The sequence below is a fragment of the Allokutzneria sp. A3M-2-11 16 genome (assembly GCF_024213555.1).
Lineage (GTDB): Bacteria > Actinomycetota > Actinomycetes > Mycobacteriales > Pseudonocardiaceae > Allokutzneria.
The window spans coordinates 2,410,299-2,427,338 of the sequence record NZ_JANAVO010000001.1; the positions used below are offsets into that span (position 1 = coordinate 2,410,299).

Sequence of the window (17,040 nt, forward strand, 5' to 3'; positions counted from 1 at the left end):
GTAACAGGTCACAGCGTAACGCCATGAGAACGGCCCGCCGCCCTCTACTACGGGGCGACGGGCCGTGACAAGAAATTTCAGGCTTGCTTCGAGAGGAGCTGTGCGCAGCGGATGAGTCCGATGTGGGAGTACGCCTGGGGGTGGTTGCCCAGGGAGCGTTCGGCGATGGGGTCGTATTCCTCGGGGAGCAGGCCGGTGGGTCCGGCGCAGTCGACCATTTGTTGGAAGAGTTCTTCTGCTTCGGTGCGGCGTCCGGTGAGCAGGTAGGACTCGATCATCCAGGCGGCGCAGATGTGCCAGCCGCCTTCGGTTCCGGGGAGTCCGTCGTCGCGGTGGTAGCGGTAGACGGTGACGCCGGAGCGGAGTTCGGCTTCGGTGGCGGTGACGGTGGCTTGGAAGCGCTCGTCCTGGGGGTCGATCAGCCCGGACAGTCCGATGTGGAGGGTCGCCGCGTCCAGGTCCGGCCCGTCGTAGGCCGTCGCGTAGGACTGGACCTCCTCGTTCCACCCGTGCTCGACCACGTCCGCGCGAATGGTGTCGCGCAGCTCGGCCCAGCTCGCCTCGGCCTTGCGGCCGTAGGTGTCCGCGAGCTTGATCGCGCGGTCCAAGGTCACCCAGCACATCACCTTGGAGTAGACGCGGTGCCGCGGCGCGGCGCGCTCCTCCCAGATGCCGTGGTCCGGCTCGTGCCAGCGGCGGCTGACGGCCTCGGCCATCGCCTCGACCATCCGCCAGTCCTCGTCGGTGAGCTTGCCGCGCGCCTCGGTGACCATCGCGACGAGATCCACGATGGGGCCGAACACGTCGAGCTGGACCTGCTGGTTGGCCAGGTTGCCCACGCGCACCGGGCGGGAGCCCGCGTAGCCGGGAAGCGTGTCGATGACCGCTTCCGGCCCCAAGTGCGTGCCGTGCAACGTGTACAGCGGGTGCAGCCGCTCCGGGCCGGGCAGCGTGGCGAGCACGCCGTGCACCCAGGTCAGGTACTTCTCCGCCTCGGTGGTGGAGCCCAGCCGGACGAGCGCCTGCGCGGACAGGGCCGCGTCGCGGATCCAGCAGTAGCGGTAGTCCCAGTTGCGGACCCCGCCGATCTCCTCCGGCAGCGACGTCGTCGCCGCGGCGAGGAACGCGCCGGTCTCGTCGTGCTGGAGGCCCTTGAGCGTCAGGGCCGAGCGGGCGACCAGGTCGCGCTGCACCTCGGGCAGCTTCAGCGTGGCCAGCCAGTCGGTCCAGTAGCTGCCCGCGCGGGCCCGGCGGTCGGCCTCGCTGACCTCGGCGGGGCCGAGGTAGTCGCTGCCGCACCGGAGTTCCAGCACGAGCGGCTGGTTCGGGCTCACCTCGACCACGGCCTGCGCGGACTCGTGCTGGCCGTCGGAGGTGATCGTCCACTCCACGCCCGGCGCGCGCAGCACGATCGGGTCGGAGGTGCCGAGCACCCGCAGACCGTCCGGCTCGGCGGCGAGCTTCACCGCGACCTGGCCGAACTCCGGACGCGGCGCGAAGTCGATCACGGCGCGGGTGTTGCCCGAGATGACCCGGACGATCTCCGTGCGGTGCGGCGGCGCGTAGTGGTCGAGGTAGTCGGTGACCAGCAGCTTCGACCAGCGGGTCTCCACCGTCATGGTGCCCGGCAGGTAGCGCTGGCCCAGCGGCAGGCCGTTGCGCTCCGGCTTGATGCCGAAGACGCCTGCGGTCGGGCCGCCGAGCAGGTCGGCGAACACCGCGCCGGAGTCCGGCTCGGGGTGGCACAGCCAGGTGACCTTGGCGTCCGGTGTCAGCAGCGCGACCGAGCGCTCGTTGGCCAGCATGGAGATGCGCTCGATCGGCACCGCCTGCTCGCCGTAGAGCCAGGTGCGGCGCTCCTCCATGAGGAAGGCGAGCACCCTGGCGACGTCGGTGGTGTCGGTGATCTTGTACGCCGCCTGCGTCTCGCCGTCGCCGACCTTGATGCCCAGGTCCGGGCCGGTCAGCCGGGCGAACGCCTTCTCGTCGGTGACGTCGTCGCCGACGAAGATCGCGGCGGTCGCGCCGACCTGGTGGCGCAGCACGTCCAGCGCGTGGCCCTTGTCGGTCTGCACCACGGCCAGCTCGATCACGGCCTTGCCCTCGGTGACCTGGACACCGTCCCAGGTGCAGGGGCCGCCGCGGAGGGCCGTGAAGACGCGCTCGCCGACGGCGGGCTCGGCGCGGCGCACGTGCACCGCGACGCTGGCCGGCTTCATCTCCAGGTGCACGCCTTCGGCACCGTCGATGATCGTTTCCAGCTCGTTCTTGATCTTGGTGAGCAGTTGGCGTGCCGCGGCGTCCAGCGCGTGCACGAAACCGACGTCGAACTCCGAGCCGTGGCTGCCGACCAGGTGCACCTCGGAAGGCAGCCGGGACAGCGTGGCGAGGTCGCGCAGGGCGCGCCCGGAGATCACAGCGACGGTCGTGGACGACAGGGTGGCCAGCGACCGCAGCGCGTTCACCGACTCCGGCAGCGGGCGGGCCTGCTCCGGGTCGGCGACGATGGGCGCCATCGTTCCGTCGTAGTCACACGCGATCAGCAGCCGCGGAGTGCGGGCCAGCTGTACGAGCGCGCGACGAAGCTCGGCGGGAAGGGCTTCGGCGGTCAACGCCTGCTCCTACGGGGGCGTCGAAGGGGCAACGAAAGTATGTGGAAAGCCGGCCGGAAATATGAATCCGGCTTTCTTTGTGCGCTTACGCGTTGTGCATCTCCTGCGCGCCTAGTGCCTCAAGGAACGAGCGTGCCCAACGGTCGACGTCGTGCGTGAGTACTTGGCGGCGTAGAGCGCGCATCCTACGGCGGCCCTCCGCCGGGTCCACGTCGAGGGCGGCCTGCAGCGCGTTCTTCACGCCGTCCAAATCGTGTGGGTTGACGAGGAACGCGCTGGTGAGTTCCGCGGCGGCGCCCGCGAACTCACTGAGCACGAGCGCACCCCCCAGGTCGTGTCGAGTGGCCACGTACTCCTTGCAGACCAGGTTCATACCATCCCGGACCGGCGTCACCACCATCACGTCGGCGGCGCAGAAGTACGCGACCAGCTCCTTCCGGTCCACGGACTGGTGCAGGTAGTGCACCGCGGGATGGCCGATCTTGCCGAACTGGCCGTTGATCCGGCCGACCAGACCCTCGATGTCGTCGCGCATCTGCTGGTAGTGCTCGACCCGCTCCCGGCTCGGCGTCGCCAGCTGCACCATGATCACGTCCTCCGGGTCGATGCGGCCCTCCGCCAGCATCTCCCCGAGCGCGTGCAACCGGACGTCGATGCCCTTCGTGTAGTCCAGACGATCGACACCCAACATGATTTTCTTCGGGTTGCCCAGCTCGTTGCGGATCTCCTGCGCCCGCTTCTGCACGTCCGGGTCGTGCGCCAGCGCGTCCAGCCCCGCCGAGTCGATGGAGATCGGGAACGCCCCCACCCGCACCATCCGGTCCCCGTTGGGCACCACGCCCGGCCGGGTCCGCACGCCCACGGCACCCCGGCTCGGCTCCAGTCCCAGCAGGCGGCGGGCCAGCCAGAGGAAGTTCTGCGCGCCCCCGGGCCGGTGGAACCCGACCAGGTCCGCGCCCAGCAGGCCGCGGATGATCTCCGTCCGCCACGGCAGCTGCTGGAACAGCTCCACCGGCGGGAACGGGATGTGCAGGAAGAAACCGATCCGCACGTCCGGCCTGCGCTCCCGCAGCATCGCCGGGACCAGCTGCAGCTGGTAGTCCTGGACCCACACCGTCGCCCCCGGCGCCGCCGCCTCCGCCGTCGCGTCCGCGAAGCGCCGGTTCACCCGGACATAGGCCTCCCACCAGTGCCGGTGGTACACCGGCGGCGCCACCACGTCGTGGTAGAGCGGCCACAGCGTCCCGTTGGAGAAACCCTCGTAGTAGTCGGCGACCTCCTTGGCCGACAACGGAACCGGGTGCAGGTGCACCCCCGTGTCCTCGAACGGCTCCACCTCGACGTCCGGCACACCCGGCCAGCCCACCCACGCGCCGCTGCGGCTGCGCAGGAACGGCTCCAGCGCCGAGACCAGCCCACCCGGACTGCGCTTCCAGCGTTCTGTGCCGTCATCCAGGCGTTCCAGGTCGACCGGCAAGCGGTTGGCTACAACGATGAAATCGGCCTTCGACACTGGCGAGCTCGCCACCGGAAAACGCCTCCTCGGCTGCCTGGCTGGATGAGCTGTGCGGAACAGGCGACCAAGGGGAGATTAGCCACATCCGGCACACCCCACGCCTGGCCGTTATCGCCGTCACATTCCGTCAGTTCATCGGCGCCCCAGCGCCCGCCTTGAGCCGCCGAACGGCCCCTATGACCTGCGCCGAGTCTCGCTGCTGATCATCTCTAGGTTGCTTGCGGTTGAACGCCGTCCCGGTCTGCACGAGCCATCGGTGTGCTTACGATGTGCACGGGTCACCCTCCCACCGACCCACGCTGGTGTAGCTCAATTGGCAGAGCACCCGCCTTGTAAGCGGAAGGTTGCGGGTTCGAGTCCCGCCACCAGCTCTCGGCTGTTCGGTGGTCGGTTCCAGCCTTGGCCGGGGTTGGGTGGTCTTCAAGTACACCGAACCCCCACTCCGGCGGTCTCTAACGACACCAAACCCCCAGCCATGGCGGGGTTTGTCGTGGTTAGAGACGGATTTGGCAGGGGTATGCGGTACTTGAAGACCACCCAACCCCGCTGGAACCGCCAGCCAGCGTCGGCTTTACCTGGGGTGCGCGTGCCATACGCTCATCGCGAGGGCCGGGGTTTCATCCCGTGCCCCCGAGAGGCCCAAGGGCACGCGCAAGGGGCCCCAGGTCAAGCCGACACCAACGCAACCAGCCCCTCCCGCTGGAAGCCCAGCCGCGTCTCGCTGGAAGTTCAGCCGTCTCCCGCTGGAGGCGTGATCGACTGGGTTGAAACGCCAGTCGGGGTGGGCGGCGGGCTGAACTAAGCTGCCAGGCGCAACGCACAGCGGTGATCGGAGACGCATGCCCTACCAGGCCGAGCCCAGTCGCTACGACCGCATGACCTACCGCAGGTGTGGGCGCAGCGGACTGGACCTGCCCGCGGTCTCCCTGGGGCTGTGGCAGAACTTCGGAGCGGACCGGAGCTACGTCGACGGGCGCGACATCGTGTTGCGGGCGTTCGACTGGGGCGTAACGCATTTCGACCTCGCGAACAACTACGGGCCGCCGTACGGCTCCGCCGAGGAGAACTTCGGGCGGATGCTCGCGACGGACCTGCGGGGCTACCGCGACGAGCTGGTGATCTCCACCAAGGCGGGCTACGACATGTGGCCGGGGCCGTACGGCAACGGTGGTTCGCGGAAGTACCTGATGAGCTCCCTGGACGCCTCGCTGGGCCGCCTGGGGCTGGACTACGTCGACATCTTCTACTCGCACCGGTTCGACCCGGACACGCCGCTGGAAGAGACGATGGGCGCGCTCGCCTCCGCGGTGCGGCAGGGCAAGGCGCTCTACGTCGGGATCTCCTCGTACTCCGCGGCGAAGACCCGCGAGGCGCACGCGATCCTGCGCGACCTCGGCGTCCCGGTGCTGATCCACCAGCCGTCCTACTCCATGCTCAACCGCTGGATCGAGACGGAGCTGCTGGACGCGCTCGGCGAACTGGGCATCGGTTGCATCGCGTTCTCGCCGCTGGCGCAGGGCATGCTGACCGACCGCTACCTCAACGGCGTTCCGGAGGGCTCGCGCGCCAGCCAGCAGGGCTCGCTGCGGCCGGAGCACCTCAGCGACGAGAACCTGGCGCGGGTGCGGGCGCTGAACGAGGTAGCCGCCGCGCGCGGGCAGAGCCTCGCCCAACTCGCGCTGGCGTGGGCGCTGCGCGATGATCGGGTCACCTCGGTGCTCATCGGTGCCAGTTCGGTGCGCCAGCTGGAGCAGAACCTCACCGCGCTGGACCGGCTGGACCTCTCCACCGACGAGCTGAACGCGATCGACAGGCACGCGGTGGAGTCGGGCATCGACCTGTGGGCCACCTCGCGCAAGTCCGGCTGAGCGCCTCTAACAAAGTCGTTCACGAGAAGGCAAGCGTTACGTAGCCTTCATCACGCATGTTTCTGCAAATGCGCAGGCACATGGGCTGTGCGATCTTGGGTGACTGGCGTGAAAAAATTACTCTGTTACGTTCACATGACATGGCAGAAAGCCGCCAACAACTCCTGCAGATCGATCATCCGAGCCTTGCCGATGGGGCCGAGATGTGGCGGGTCGCGCGCGATTCCGGGACCCTGGACCTGAATTCTCCCTATGCCTATCTGTTGTGGTGCAGGGACTTTGCCGAAACGTCCGCGGTCGCTCGTACGGAAACAGGTTTAGCGGGGTTCGTCACCGGGTACATGCGTCCGGATGAGCGCGAGACCCTCATGGTGTGGCAGGTCGGGGTCGACGCCGCCCACCGGGGCCAGGGTGTGGCGTCCTCGCTGCTCCAAGCCGTGGTGGAGCGGGCGGTGGGCCGGGGTGCGCGGTGGCTGGAGACCACCATCACCGCCGACAACCGGGCCTCCATCGCCCTGTTCTCCGCGCTCGCGCGACACCGCGGTGCCCGGCTCTCGGTGGGTGGCCTGTTCGGTGACGAGCTGTTCGCGGGCACCCATATCGCAGAGGATCTCTATCGCATAGGTCCTTTCGTCTAGTCGCTCTCCGCCCAAAGTATCCCGAGTCCGCTGACGGATGATCGGACGGTTTTCCATGGAAATTTTCGAGGCACTAGAGTCGGAAGTCAGGTCGTATTGCCGCGGCTGGCCGACGGTATTCGACACCGCTACGGGCAGTCATATGATCGACGAGGACGGTAACCGCTACCTCGACTTCTTCGCGGGCGCGGGCGCGCTGAACTACGGGCACAACCCGCCCGAGTTGAAGCGGGAACTGCTCGGCTATCTCGCCCGGGACGGGGTCACCCACGGGCTGGACATGAGCACCAGCGCCAAGCGGAGGTTCCTGGAGACCTTCCAGCGCGTCGTGCTGGCCCCGCGCGGCCTGGACTACAAGCTCCAGTTCCCCGGGCCGACCGGGGCGAACTCGGTGGAGTCCGCGCTGAAGCTGGCCCGCAAGGTCACCGGCCGCGAGCCGGTCGTCAGCTTCACCAACGCCTTCCACGGGATGAGCCTCGGCGCGCTCGCGGTCACCGGCAACGCGATGAAGCGCGGCGGCGCCGGGGTGCCGCTCGCGCACGCGGTGACGATGCCCTTCGACAACTACCTCGACGGTCAGATGCCGGACTTCCTGTGGTTCGAGCGGATGCTGCTGGACAGCGGCAGCGGCCTGGACAAGCCCGCCGCGGTGATCGTGGAGACGGTGCAGGGCGAGGGCGGCATCAACGTGGCGCGCGCGGAGTGGCTGCGCGGGCTCTCCGAGCTGTGCGGGCGGCACGGCATGCTGCTGATCGTTGACGACATCCAGATGGGCTGCGGCCGCACGGGCCCGTTCTTCAGCTTCGAGGAAGCCGGGATCACCCCCGACATCGTCTGCCTGTCCAAGTCGATCAGCGGCTACGGACTCCCGCTGTCGCTGACGCTGATCAAGCCGGAGCACGACATCTGGGAGCCGGGCGAGCACAACGGCACCTTCCGCGGCAACAACCCGGCGTTCGTCACCGCCACCGCGGCGCTGGAGACGTTCTGGGCCGACGACGCCCTCGAGCGGTCCACGCTGGCCAAGGGCGAGTGGATCAACTCCGAGCTGTCCGCGCTGGCCGCGTCGGGCGAGGGGATGTCCGTGCGCGGTCGGGGACTCGCGCAGGGGCTGGTCTTCGAGCAGGCCGACCGCGCGGGCAAGGCGTGCCGGGCCTCCTTCGACCGGGGCCTGCTGGTGGAGACCTCGGGGCCGGAGGGCGAGGTCGCCAAGCTGATGCCCGCGCTGACCATCACCGATGCCGAGCTGGAACGGGGACTCGCCCTGTTCGCCGATGCCGTGAGGAGCTGCCAGTGATCGTCCGGAGCCTGTCCGAGATCGAGGACACCGAGTACGACGTGCGCGCGGAGACCTGGCGCAGCAGGCGGATCATCCTGGCCAAGGAGGGCGTCGGTTTCTCCTTGCACGACACCGTTCTCTACGCGGGGACCGAGACCGCCATGTGGTACGCGAACCACGTCGAGGCCGTCTACTGCATCGAGGGCGAAGGCGAGCTGATCAACGACGAGACCGGCGAGGTGCACCCGATCTCCCCGGGAACGCTCTACCTGCTCGACGGCCACGAGAAGCACCGGCTGCGGTGCAAGACCGACGTGCGCACCGTCTGCGTGTTCAACCCGCCCGTGACCGGCAGGGAAGTGCACGACGAACACGGCGTCTACCCGCTGTTGACCGAGTCCGCGTGAACCGACGCTAGGAGCGCGATATGACCACGATCGACACCCTGCCCGGCAACATGGTCGAGGACAGGTACCCGACCCGCTGCAAGAACTACCCGATGATGCTGCGGCGGCCCGATCCCGTTGTGTGGCCGACGGCGAACGGGGCGACCGCGGCCGGACCGGTGGACGCGGACACGGTCTCCGGCTACGACGCCAAGGGCTTCCTGACCATCGACTCGCTGCTCTCGGGGGACGAGGTGGCGCTCTACCGGGACGAGCTGGACCGGTTGGCCGCCGATCCCGCGGTGAAGGCCGATGAGCGCACGGTGGTGGAGAAGTCCTCCAACGAGGTCCGCTCGATCTTCGAGGTGCACAGGATCAGCTCCGCGATCGCCGAGCTGGTGCGCGATCCGCGGGTCGTCGACCGCGCGCGGCAGCTGCTGGGCTCCGACGTCTACGTGCACCAGAGCCGGATCAACTACAAGCCCGGTTTCACGGGCGGCTCGTTCTACTGGCACTCCGACTTCGAGACCTGGCACGCCGAGGACGGGATGCCCGGCATGCGCGCGGTGAGCATCTCGATCGCGCTGACCGACAACCACCCGTTCAACGGCGGCCTGATGATCATGCCGGGCTCGCACCGGACCTTCGTCAGCTGCGTCGGCGAGACACCGGCCGACCACTACAAGGAATCGTTGCGGGAACAGGAGATCGGCACTCCGGACAACGACAGCCTGACCGTGCTCGCCGGGCGCTACGGCATCGAGCAGTTCACCGGGCCCGCCGGATCGGCCGTCATGTTCGACTCGAACTGCATGCACGGGTCCAACGGCAACATCACGCCGTTCCCGCGCTCCAACATCTTCGTGGTGTTCAACAGCGTCGAGAACACGCTCGTGGAGCCGTTCGCGGCACCTCGGCCGCGGCCGCCGTTCATCGCGAGCAGGGACTTCACCCCTGTCGGGAACGGGTGAGGAGAGGGTGGTGGGGAGCGCGGCTCGGGGCTCGCTCCGCCACCGCCCGCACACAGCGCTGGAGGGCCGTCCAGGGGATCAGGACGGCCCTCCAGCGCTCCCCGAGCGAGGGTCTGTGGGGTGGTCAGAAGTTGTTGCCGTTCATGCTCGGGTTCACGATCGGCCGCGGTTCTTCGTGCTTGCGCTCTTCGAGCTGGGCGTTGGTCTCCTGGGTGATCCGCTGCGAGCTCTGCCGCTCGCGGATGTTGCCGAGCACCGACAGCGTCACCGCGTGCGCGGCGCCGAGCAGCAGCAGGACGATGCCGAGCTTGGTGATGACCTGCTGGACGGCGCCCTCGACCGGGATGTCGATGGTGGAGAGCAGCATCAGCACACCCAGCGTGATGATGTGGAACAGCACGCCGATCATCCGGCCCATCGAGTTGGCCGCGCCCTCGTCGGTGTAGGCGGAACGCAGGTAGACGCGGCTCGCGCGCATGATCAGCTGCCCGTCGGCGACGACCAGGATCGCGCCGATGATGAGGAACGCGAAGTAGGTGTTCAGGCTTTCTTCCACCGACGGCCTCCTCGGGGCTGGGGCCGCTGGGATACCCCGGCGGAGGGACGGAAAAACCGGGGTCAGAACCCGTAGTAGTCCTCGTCGAACCCGTTGCCGGTGCACGAGGCGGCGAGATCCCGGCCGACCTGGTCGATCAGGTCCGACAGTTCGAGGCGGCCGAGCCATTCGCGGGGCAGCGCGGCCGCACCGTGCAGCGCCCCCAGCAGGTTCCCGGTGATCGACGCGGTCGAGTCGCTGCCGCCGGAGTGGTTCGCGGCCAGCCGCAGCGCGTCGGGGAAGCGCTCCGGCGTGCGGTGCGACAGCGCGGAGTAGACCGCGATCGCCAGCGCCTCCGGGCCCACCCAGCCCCCGCCGAGCCGCTCGATCGAGCGGTCCGACGGACCGCCTGCGACCACGCGGCGGCCGAACACCTTGGCCTCGCGGGCGAGCTCCGCCCTGGAGCCGTCGTACCCGGCGAGCGCGGTCGCGGCGGCGAGGGCGTGCGCCGTCTCGCGGTCGTCGCGCAGGACCCGGCCCGTCGCCTGGTCGACGGCCTCGACCAGGGACCGGCGGCGGATGGCCACCAGGTGCACGATCATCGCCAGCGCACCCGCCGGTGCCCAGCCCGCCGGGCTGCCGTGGGTCAGCGCGGCGAACTCGCAGCCGAGGCCGTAAGCGGTCTCGGGGGTCGGCGCGAACCCGGCGGGAGCCGCGCGCATCACCCCGCCGCAGCCGCGGGAGTCGTTGATCGGGTGCTCCGGGTCGGGGACCTCGGAGGCCTCGGTGGCGCCCTGGAGCACCCGCAGGCAGGTCACGCCGGGCGCGCGGCTGGCGTAGAGCCGCTTGTCGGCGAGCAGGCCGACCGCGTCCGGGGCCGGGGCGCGCTGCTGCTGGGTGTCCAGCCAGCGCCGGTAGCTCAGCCACACCAGCGCCGCCGGACCCCACTGGCCCTGCTGCTTCCCGCGCACCCACGCCCGCAGGTAGCCCTCGGCGGTGAACAGCGTCATCTGGGTGTCGTCGGTGATCAGGCCGAGCCGGGGCGGGTGCGTGATGCCCGCGGGGCCGTACTCCTTGCGGATCTCGTCGAGCCGCATGAACTCCACGGGCGCGCCAAGAGCGTCGCCGAGTGCCCCGCCGAGCAGACACCCCGCGCCACGGTCTGCGACGACGGTCGGGTCCAGGGGCACACCGATGACACTAGTAGGAGAGCGGCCTCCGCCTGGCTGTTCGCCGGTCTTCAAGTACCCCGAACTCGCGGTGCCAGCGTCGCCAACGATGGCAAACCCCGGGTGGCCGCTGGGTGTGGTGCGGTTGAAGACGTTCTGGGTGGGGGTGGGGGGTACTTGAAGACGCCCCGACCCACGCTGGGCGACGCGGTGGGTGACGGCTGTGGGGCTGGGCTTGTGGTGGGGGTGGGGGGTGGTTTGCGACTGGTGTGGGTGGGGTTTGTGGGACTTGAAGACTGTGGGACCTCGGTCCGGCCTGGCCGTTCCGCCCTTGGGCGGTAGCCGAAACGTCGTATTGTTTGCGGGTGCGATCACCAGCGACCGAAGCGAGGGACCTGGAGTTCCGCCTGCTCGGTCAGGTCGAGGTGCTCGCGAACGGCGTTCCGGTTCCGCTGGGCGGGGCGGGGGTGCGCAGGCTGCTGGCCCTGCTGGTGCTGGAGGCCAACCAGGTCGTGGGCCGCGGGCGGATCGCCGACGTCCTCTGGGAGGACGAACCGCCGTCGACCGCGCGGACGATCATCCAGGGTTACGTCTCCAAGCTGCGCAAGCTCCTGGGCGCGCACGCGCCAGGGGACCGGGTGGAGATCATCACCCGCTCCTCCGGCTACCAGTTGCGGGTGGACCACGACCTCGTCGACCTGCGGCGGGCCACCGCGCTGATCGACCGGGCACGCGGCCTGCCACCTGCGGGGCGCGCTGAGCTGCTGGCGGAGGCGCTGCGACTGTGGCGCGGGCCGGTGCTCGGCGGCGTCAAGGCCGGGCGGCTGGAGCACGTCGTCTACGAACTCGAAGAGCTGCGGCTGGTCGCGCTGGAGGACCGGATCGCCGCGGACCTGGAGCTGGGGCGGCACGCGGACCTGGTCGTCGAGCTGTCCGGGCTGCTGGCGCGGCACCCGTTCCGGGAGCGGATGGTCTCGCAGCTGGTGCTCGCGCTCTACCGCAGCGGCAGGCGGGCGACCGCGTTGAGCACCTTCCAGGACTTCACCGCCCGGCTGGCCGATGAGCTGGGCATCGATCCCGGGCCGCAGCTGCGCGCGCTGCACGAGCGCGTGGTCGGTGACGACCCGACGCTGCACTGGGCGCCTGCGGTGAGTGAACAGGGCGCGGTGCCGCGCAGGCCTGCCCAGCTGCCGCCGTCGCCCGCGGGCTTCACCGGGCGGGAACGCGAGATCGCCGCGCTGGACGCGCTGCTGGTCGGGCGGGACGAGCGGCCGAGCCCGGTGATCGCGACCCTGGTCGGGGCGGCCGGTGTCGGCAAGAGCGCGCTCGCGGTGACGTGGTCCCGGCTGGTCTCGCCGGAGTTCCCGGACGGCCAGCTGTTCGCGGGGCTGCACGGCTTCGACCCGGAGCACCCGGCCGCGGAGCCGACGCAGGTGCTGCGGAAGTTCCTCATCGCGCTCGGTGTCGCGCCCGAGGCGGTGCCGATCGAGGAGGACGAGCGGGTCGCGCTGTACCGGTCGCTGCTGGCTGGGCGGCGGATGCTGGTGCTGCTGGACGACGCGCGCGACTCCGAGCAGGTCCGTCCGCTGCTGCCGGGGGACAGCGGCTCGCTGGTGCTGGTGACCAGCAGGCGGCGGCTCGGTGGGCTCGCGGTGTCGGTCGGCGCGAGCGTGCTGACCCTGGACACGCTGCCGGAGTCGGAGGCCGTGCGGATCATCGAGGCCGCGGCGGGGGAGCGCGCCGCGCGCGAAGCGGTCAGCCTGCGGGTGCTGGCGCAGCTCTGCGGTGGTCTGCCGCTGGCGCTGCGGATCGTCGCCGCCCGGCTCGTGGTCAACCCGGACCGCTCCGCGGCGGACCTGGTCGCCGAGCTCTCCGATGAGCGGGATCGGTTGGCGGCATTGGACACCGACGACGACGAGATCTCCGTGCGCGGGGTCTTCGACGTCTCCTACCGGCACCTCTCCGAGCAGGCCGCGATGCTGTTCCGGCTGACCGGGCTCGTGCCGGGGCGCGAGGTCACCCCGCTGTCCATGGCGGCGATGGCGGGCATCGAACCGAGCGCGGCGCGGCGCGGGTTGCGTTCGCTCGCCGCCGCGCACCTGATCGCCGAGCAGCGGCTGGACCGGTTCGTCATGCACGACCTGCTTCGCTTGCACGGCAGGGAAAAAGCGCGCACTGACATGTCCGAGCGGGATCGGGCGTCGGCCCGGCGACAGCTCGTGTCCTTCTACCTGGCCACCGCGGACCTGGCCCGGCGGTCGATCCGCCCGGCGGGCGACGAGCTGAGCTTCCCGGCCGAGCCGGGGCACCGGCTGCCCGAGGTGGACACCCCGGCCAAGGCGCTGGAGTGGTTCGACGCCGAGCTGGGCAACCTGATCGAGCTGCAACGCGGCCTGTTGGAGGACGGTCACGACACCGAGGGGTGGGTGCTGCCCCGGTTGATGCTGAACTTCCTCTCCGCCCGCTGCCTGGTCGACGAGTGGGTCACCATGCACCGCCGCGCGCTGCCCGCGACCGATCGGCTGGCCGACCGGCACGCCGAGGTCACCACGCGGATCGGCCTGACCGTGGCGCTGGCGCGGGCGAACCGGCACGCCGAGGCCCTCGAGCAGGCGATGGCGGCGCGCACCGCGGCCAAGGCCCTCGGCAGCGCGAGGGACATCGGCACCACCACGGCGAACGTGGGCATGGTGCTGATGGAGCTGGCCCGCTACCCCGATGCACTGTCCTATGTGGACGAAGCGCTGCGGCTGGCCGAGGAGTGCGGGGACACGCTGAACCAGGCGAGCTGCACGCTCAACCTCGGGTTCATCAAGAAAGCGTTGGGGGACATCGACTCCGCGGTCGAGCGGCTGCGGAGGGGCATCGAGCTGAGCAGGAGGACCGGGGACCGGGAGACACTGGCGCTCGGGCTGGTCTGGCTCGGCGAAGCCATGATCGAACTGGGCGACTGCGAAGCGGCGCAACGGCTTTTCGGCGAAGCGTTGGAGATCGCCGAGCACATCGGGGTGCCGATAGAGCAGGCGCGGGCGCGGCGCGGGCTCGGCGACGTCGCGCTGGCCAACGGGGAGGTGAGAACCGCGACCGCGGAGTGGTCCCGCGCGCTCGAACTGTTCGAACGGCTCGGACTTGCCGAAGTGGAAACCGTTCGCGGCCGGTTGTCCGCGCTGTCCGGTTCGGGGAAGCCGTGACGGAGCTGGGGTTCCGGGTGCTGGGCCCGGTGGAGATCAGCACCGGGCGCGAGGTCGTCCAGGTCGGCAGCCGCGGCGCGCGCACGCTGCTGGCCGTGCTGCTGCTGGAGGTCAACCAGGTCGTCTCGGTCGCCCACATCGAGGACGTGCTGTGGGAGCACCACCCGCCGTCGACCGGGCGCACGATCATGCAGAGCTACGTCTCCCGGCTGCGCAAGCTGTTCGCCGAGATCGCCCCGGGTGGCGAGGTGGAGATCATCACGCGGCCGCCCGGCTATCTGCTGCGCGCCGATCCGGACCTGATCGACGTGCACCGCGTGCAGTCGATGATCTCCGGCGTCGGTGAGCTGGACGCGCAGCGGCGGGCCAGGGTGCTCAGCGAGGCCCTGTCGCTGTGGCGCGGGCAGGCGCTGGCGGACCTGCCGTCCGAGCGCCTGCGCACCGGGGTGGCCGCCGATCTCGAAGAGTTCCGGTTGGGGCTGCTGGAAGACCGCATCGACGCCGACCTGGAGCTGGGGCGGCACGCGGAACTGCTCGGCGAGCTCTCGGGACTGCTCGCGCGGCAACCGTTCCGCGAGCGGATGATCGGCCAGCTGATGATCGCGATGCACCGCTGCGGCCAGCGCGCCGAGGCCATCGGCACCTACCTGCGCTACCGCAGGCTGCTCGCGGACGAGCTGGGCGTCGACCCGGGGACGAAGCTGCGCGACCTCTACGCGAGCCTGCTGCGCGACGACCAGGAGGTCCAGGCGAAGGGCGCGCAGACGCCCGCGCGCAACACCACCACCGTGCTCCGCCCGGCCCAACTGCCGCCCGAGCCAGCCGGATTCGCCGCGCGGGAGGGCGAACTGTCCTGGATGGACAGTCTGCTCGGCGACCGGGCGGGCTCGGCGCCGCGGGTCGCGCTCGTCGTCGGCAACGGCGGCATGGGCAAGAGCGCGCTCACCGTGAGCTGGGCGCGCCGCGTCGCGGACCGCTTCCCGGACGGCCAGCTCTACGCGTCGCTGCGCGGCTTCGACCCCGAGCGCCCGCCGGTCGAGCCCGCCGAGGTGCTGCGCCAGTTCCTGGTGGCACTGGGGATCGCGCCCGCCGGTGTGCCGGTGGACTTCGACGAGCGGGTCGCGCTGTACCGCTCGCTGCTCGCCGACCGCCGGGTGCTGGTGCTGCTCGACGACGCGCGCGACGCCGATCAGGTGCGGGACCTGCTGCCGGTCGCCTCCGGCTCGCTCGCCCTGGTCGCCAGCAGGCGGCGCCTCGGCGGGCTCGCGGTCTCCGCCGCGGCGCGCGTGCTCACCCTGGACGCCTTGCCCACCAACGATTCCGTGCGCATCCTGGCAGGCGCGCTCGGCGAGGACCGGATCGAGGACCCCGACGACCTGCGGCGGCTGGCCGAGCTGTGCGGGGGCCTGCCGCTGGCGTTGCGGATCGTGGCGGCGCGGCTCGCGGTCAACCCGAACCGCTCGGTCGCCACCGTGGTCGCCGAGCTGACCGACGAACAGCAACGGCTCGGCGCGCTCGGCACCGAGGACGACGACATCTCCGTGCGCGGCGCCTTCGACATGACCTTCCACAGCCTCGACGAGCCGCACGCGCGCTTCTTCCGGCTGCTCGGGGTGCCACCGGGACCGGACGTCACCCCGCACCTGGCCTCGGTGCTCGCCGGGGTGGACATCGCGACCGCCCGCCGCCGCCTGCGCGCGCTCGCCGCGGCGCACCTGATCACCGAGCACCGCGCCGACCGCTTCAGCATGCACGACCTGACCCGGCTCTACGCGCGGTCGCTCGCGCGCGCCGAGCTGCCGCCCGCCGATCGCATCGATGCCGAGAACCGGGTCGTCGACCACTACCTCACCGGCCTGGACCACACGCGGCGCGCGCTGCGGCCGACCTTCACCGGGCCGCACTACGCCGCCGAGCGCCCGGAGCTGGTCCCCGCCGACGTGGTCGACCGCAGGACCGCGATGGGCTGGCTGGACGACGAGTGGCCGAACCTGGTGGCACTGCTGCGTTTCACCCACACCACCGGCCGGTTCGAGGCGACCTGGACGGCGACCCACATGCTCAGCGCGTACCTGTTCGCCCGCTGCCCGTGGGAGGAGTGGTTCGAGTTCACCGAGCTCGGCGTCGACGCGGCGCGGCGGCTGGGGGACCGCTCCGCCGAGGTGCGGATGCTGAACACGGCGGGCCTGGCCTACCGCAACAGCGAGCAGAACGAGCTGTCCATGTCCTACTACCTGCGGGGCTACCGGCTCGCGGAGGAGATCGGCGACCCGCACCACGTCGCGCTGATCGCGACCAACATGGTGCCGGGCCTGTTCGAGCGCGGGGAGACCGAGGAGGCGGAGCGCTACTGCCGCCTCAGCGTCCAGCTGTCCCGGCGGACCGACGACCTGTTCGTGCTCCCGCTGGCGCTGACCAACCTCGGCGAGATCTGCAAGCGCAAGGGCGAGCACCAGCAGGCGCTCGAGCACTTCCAGGAGGTCCTCGCGCTGCACCAGCGGATGGAGAACTTCGACCGCATCGGCATGGCCTGGCTCAACCTCGGCCAGGTCAGCGAGGCCATGGGCGAGCTCGACGCCGCGGAGCGCTACCTCCAGGACGCCGCGCGGGACACGGCCGCCGCCGACTCGGTGCTGCTGGAGGCGTGGTCCTGCCAGAGCCTCGGCCGGGTGCTGCGGTTGCGCGGCGAGCTGGACGAGGCCGCGACGGTGCTGACCCGGGCACTGGAGCTCTTCGGCAGGCTCGGGCTCAGCTCGGCCGAGGACGTGCGCGCTGAACTGGCCAAACTGACCGCTGAACGAGCCGTTTAGCGATCGTTTAGCGTCCCGCCCGAGCGGCCTGGCAACCTAGGTATCGACGTCGTTTGGTTCGCGCT

11 protein-coding genes and 1 tRNA gene are annotated in these 17,040 nt (G+C 70.4%); 8 read left to right on the top strand and 4 right to left on the bottom strand.

What is annotated here, in order from left to right; translation table 11 throughout:
• Window positions 1–77 precede the first annotated feature (77 nt).
• Together otsB and NLX83_RS12050 are read right to left on the bottom strand one after the other, a co-directional pair.
• On the bottom strand, window positions 78–2,612 hold the full coding sequence (gene otsB / locus NLX83_RS12045; protein ID WP_254234912.1) for a trehalose-phosphatase: 2,535 nt from the start codon (window positions 2,610–2,612) through the stop codon (window positions 78–80).
• A gap of 85 nt (window positions 2,613–2,697) precedes the next feature.
• Window positions 2,698–4,140 carry an alpha,alpha-trehalose-phosphate synthase (UDP-forming) gene (locus NLX83_RS12050; protein ID WP_254234913.1) on the bottom strand — a complete coding sequence of 481 codons (1,443 nt, stop codon included), beginning with the start codon at window positions 4,138–4,140 and terminating at the stop codon, window positions 2,698–2,700.
• A 286-nt stretch (window positions 4,141–4,426) separates the two neighbouring features.
• Between NLX83_RS12050 and NLX83_RS12055 the strand changes: the two genes are divergently transcribed.
• From NLX83_RS12055 to thpD, 6 genes are all read left to right on the top strand, one after another.
• Window positions 4,427–4,499: transfer RNA gene (locus NLX83_RS12055), tRNA-Thr, on the top strand.
• Between the two features lie 468 nt (window positions 4,500–4,967).
• Window positions 4,968–5,996, top strand: a complete 1,029-nt coding sequence (gene mgrA / locus NLX83_RS12060) for an L-glyceraldehyde 3-phosphate reductase (protein ID WP_254234914.1) — start codon at window positions 4,968–4,970, stop codon at window positions 5,994–5,996.
• A gap of 140 nt (window positions 5,997–6,136) precedes the next feature.
• Window positions 6,137–6,634, top strand: coding sequence for a diaminobutyrate acetyltransferase (gene ectA, locus NLX83_RS12065; RefSeq protein ID WP_254236187.1), 498 nt, complete (start codon window positions 6,137–6,139; stop codon window positions 6,632–6,634).
• A gap of 55 nt (window positions 6,635–6,689) precedes the next feature.
• A complete protein-coding gene (ectB, locus tag NLX83_RS12070) occupies window positions 6,690–7,931 on the top strand; it encodes a diaminobutyrate--2-oxoglutarate transaminase (protein ID WP_254234915.1) in 1,242 nt (413 codons plus the stop codon).
• Window positions 7,928–8,320, top strand: a complete 393-nt coding sequence (locus NLX83_RS12075; protein ID WP_254234916.1) for an ectoine synthase — start codon at window positions 7,928–7,930, stop codon at window positions 8,318–8,320. Before ectB ends, NLX83_RS12075 begins: the two co-directional genes overlap by 4 nt.
• 20 nt (window positions 8,321–8,340) lie before the next feature.
• Window positions 8,341–9,270 carry an ectoine hydroxylase gene (thpD, locus tag NLX83_RS12080; RefSeq protein WP_374118730.1) on the top strand — a complete coding sequence of 310 codons (930 nt, stop codon included), beginning with the start codon at window positions 8,341–8,343 and terminating at the stop codon, window positions 9,268–9,270.
• 124 nt (window positions 9,271–9,394) lie between these two features.
• On the opposite strand, the gene NLX83_RS12085 is transcribed toward thpD, so the two are convergent.
• Both NLX83_RS12085 and NLX83_RS12090 read right to left on the bottom strand, forming a co-directional pair.
• A complete protein-coding gene (locus NLX83_RS12085; protein ID WP_254234917.1) occupies window positions 9,395–9,826 on the bottom strand; it encodes a hypothetical protein in 432 nt (143 codons plus the stop codon).
• 62 nt (window positions 9,827–9,888) lie between these two features.
• The gene (locus NLX83_RS12090; protein WP_254234918.1) at window positions 9,889–10,995 is read right to left on the bottom strand and encodes an ADP-ribosylglycohydrolase family protein; all 1,107 of its coding nucleotides are present in this window, start codon (window positions 10,993–10,995) and stop codon (window positions 9,889–9,891) included.
• Window positions 10,996–11,339: 344 nt separating this feature from the next.
• Between NLX83_RS12090 and NLX83_RS12095 the strand changes: the two genes are divergently transcribed.
• Together NLX83_RS12095 and NLX83_RS12100 are read left to right on the top strand one after the other, a co-directional pair.
• Complete coding sequence (locus NLX83_RS12095) at window positions 11,340–14,165, top strand: AfsR/SARP family transcriptional regulator (RefSeq protein ID WP_254234919.1); 2,826 nt, start codon at window positions 11,340–11,342, stop codon at window positions 14,163–14,165.
• On the top strand, window positions 14,162–16,975 hold the full coding sequence (locus tag NLX83_RS12100; RefSeq protein ID WP_254234920.1) for an AfsR/SARP family transcriptional regulator: 2,814 nt from the start codon (window positions 14,162–14,164) through the stop codon (window positions 16,973–16,975). Before NLX83_RS12095 ends, NLX83_RS12100 begins: the two co-directional genes overlap by 4 nt.
• Window positions 16,976–17,040 lie beyond the last annotated feature (65 nt).

Bases quoted from the DNA above. Each gene is read 5' to 3' on its own strand.
- thpD (WP_374118730.1), top strand. From the start codon at position 8,341: ATGACCACGATCGACACCCTGCCCGGCAACATGGTCGAGGACAGGTAC.
- ectA (WP_254236187.1), top strand. From the start codon at position 6,137: ATGGCAGAAAGCCGCCAACAACTCCTGCAGATCGATCATCCGAGCCTT.
- mgrA (WP_254234914.1), top strand. From the start codon at position 4,968: ATGCCCTACCAGGCCGAGCCCAGTCGCTACGACCGCATGACCTACCGC.
- ectB (WP_254234915.1), top strand. From the start codon at position 6,690: ATGGAAATTTTCGAGGCACTAGAGTCGGAAGTCAGGTCGTATTGCCGC.